The organism is Acidisphaera rubrifaciens HS-AP3 (assembly GCF_000964365.1).
GTDB lineage: Bacteria > Pseudomonadota > Alphaproteobacteria > Acetobacterales > Acetobacteraceae > Acidisphaera > Acidisphaera rubrifaciens.
Genome location: NZ_BANB01000632.1, coordinates 1 through 2,505, shown reverse-complemented (window position 1 = coordinate 2,505; position 2,505 = coordinate 1). Strand labels below are relative to the sequence as shown.

The following is a 2,505-nucleotide window of genomic DNA, read 5'->3' as shown; positions in this document are numbered from 1 at the left end:
GCGCGCGCGCCCCGCACGGCGGCCGGCCGTGCGCGAGGCGGCGCTGTCCGGCACCCGGGTGCAGCTGCGCCAGATCCCGCTCGTGCAGGGGGCGATGGTCTCGCTCGATCCCACCACCGGCCGCGTGCTCGCCCTGGTCGGTGGCTGGAGCTTCGAGCAGAGCCAGTTCAATCGCGCGACCCAGGCGGTCCGCCAGCCTGGATCAAGCTTCAAGCCGTTCGTCTATCTGACCGCGCTGGAACAGGGCGTGTCGCCAAGCCAGGTCTTCCTCGACGCGCCCTTCGTCCTCGGCGACTGGCGGCCCGGCAACTACGAGGGCACGTTCAGCGGTCCCGTCTCGATGCACACGGCGCTGCAGAAGAGCCTTAACCTCGTCACCATACGCATTGCCCAGCAGGTCGGCATGGACGCCGTCGCGCGCAACGCGATCGCGTTCCACGTCGTCGACGACATGCCGAAGGTGCTGCCCGCCTCGCTCGGCGCCGTCGGCACGACGGTGCTGCGCATGTCGGGTGCCTATGCCTCGATCGACGAGGGCGGGCGGGAAGTGGTCCCGACGCTGATCGACAGCGTTCAGGACCGCGACGGGCACGTCGTGTTCCGCGCCCCCGGGCGTAGCTGCGAGGCCTGCGGCGATCCGTCCGCGCCGCCGAGCCTCGCCGACGACCGCGCCCGTATCGCCGATCCGCAGAGCATCTATCAGCTCGAACTGATGATGGAGGCGGTGGTCCAGCACGGCACCGGCTACGAGGCCGGAAAAGGGCTGAACCGGCCGATCGCCGGCAAGACCGGCACCAGCCAGGACTTCAACGACGCGTGGTTCGTGGGCTTCACGCCCGACCTCGTCACCGCCGTGTGGGTCGGCTTCGATAACCCGGCGAGCCTGGGCGAGGGCGAAGCCGGCGGCGTGCTGGCCGCGCCGATCTGGCACGACTTCATGCAATACGCGCTTCGTGACCATCCGGTCCTGCAATTCCCGCAGCCGCCGGACGTGACCGTGGCCAACTGGGGCGGCGGGAACGTCGATGCGTTCAAGACCGGGCAGGTGCCCGGCGCCTCCGCTCCGGTGGCGGGCGGCGGCGACGTGGCGGCGCAGGACGACAGCGGGGGCGACCAGTCGCCGGCGGCCGCGCATGGCGGAGTGGACACCAGCATGGGCGGGCTGTATTGAGCCGGCCCCCGACGCCATATCGGTAGCACCATGTCCGCCGAAGCCGACGCCATCGTCCAGCAGATCCAGCAGTCCGTCGCGCTGCTGAGGAGGCATCTTTGACTGGGATGCCGCGACCGTCCGACTTGAGGAACTGAACGCCCGCGCCGAGGACCCGGCGCTGTGGAACGATGCCGGCGCCGCCCAGGCGATGATGCGCGAGCGCAACCGCCTCGCCGCCGCGATCGACGGCGTGCGCGCGATCGAAAGCGAGACCGCCGACACGGCGGAGCTGATCGCGCTGGCGGAAGCCGAGGATGACGCGGCGATGGTGGCCGACGGTCTGGCCACGCTTCGCCGTCTGGCCGAGGACGCGAAGCGGCGCGAGATCGAAAGCCTGCTGTCCGGCGAAGCCGACGCCAACGACTGCTATGTCGAGATCAACGCCGGCGCCGGCGGGACGGAGGCGCAGGACTGGGCCGAGATGCTCATGCGCATGTACACGCGCTGGGCGGAGCAGCACGGCTACAAGGTGCAGATGCTGGAGGCCAGCGAGGGCGAGCAGGCGGGGCTCAAATCCGTCACCCTTCAGGTCTCCGGCCCCAACGCCTATGGCTGGCTCAAGACGGAGGCCGGGGTGCACCGGCTGGTGCGGATCAGCCCGTTCGACGCGGCGGCGCGGCGGCAGACGAGCTTTGCCAGCGTCTGGGTCTATCCGGTGGTGGACGACGCGATCGAGATCGAGATCGACCCGTCCGACCTGAAGGTGGACACGTTCCGCGCCTCGGGCGCCGGCGGCCAGCACGTCAACAAGACGGAGAGCGCCATCCGTATCACCCATATCCCAACCGGCATTATCGTCGCCTGTCAGACCGACCGCAGCCAGCACCGCAACCGCGCCACGGCGATGGGGATGCTGAAGTCGCGGCTGTACGAGGCGGAGCTGCAGAAGCGTGAGGCGGCCTCGGCGGCGACCGAGGCGGCCAAGACCGATATCGGCTGGGGGCATCAGATACGCAGCTACGTCCTGGCGCCGTATCAGATGGTCAAGGACCTGCGCACCAATGTCGAGCGCGGCAATCCGGATGCCGTGCTGAACGGCGATCTCGACCCGTTCATGGCCGCCGCCCTCGCCGCCCGGGTCGGCGCCACCCGCAGCGAAGCGAGCGCGCAGGCGCAGTAGCGCCGCGTTAACCGCCCCCCGGCATCCTCGCCGGCGGCATGTCGCACATCGATCTCCGCCCTGCTGTCGCCGCCGTCACCGACCCGGACGCGGCCGGCGCGGCGCACGCGCTGTATGTCCGCGGCCTGGACCGGCTGGCGGCGGGGGACACGGCAGCCGCGGTGCCGCTGCT

The 2,505-nt window shown here is 70.5% G+C and carries 2 protein-coding genes; both read left to right on the top strand.

Annotated features, from left to right (window positions below; translation table 11 throughout):
* A partial coding sequence (locus B8460_RS15615; protein ID WP_048862538.1) for a penicillin-binding transpeptidase domain-containing protein occupies positions 1 to 1,171 on the top strand: 1,171 nt, incomplete at its 5' end.
* A gap of 30 nt (positions 1,172 to 1,201) precedes the next feature.
* Positions 1,202 to 2,333 (top strand): peptide chain release factor 2 gene (gene prfB, locus B8460_RS15610; protein WP_148360644.1). Its coding sequence is split into 2 segments (ribosomal slippage): positions 1,202 to 1,270 and positions 1,272 to 2,333, totalling 1,131 coding nucleotides; the frame shifts between segments, so codons are not numbered across the junction.
* The last annotated feature ends 172 nt before the right edge of the window (positions 2,334 to 2,505 follow it).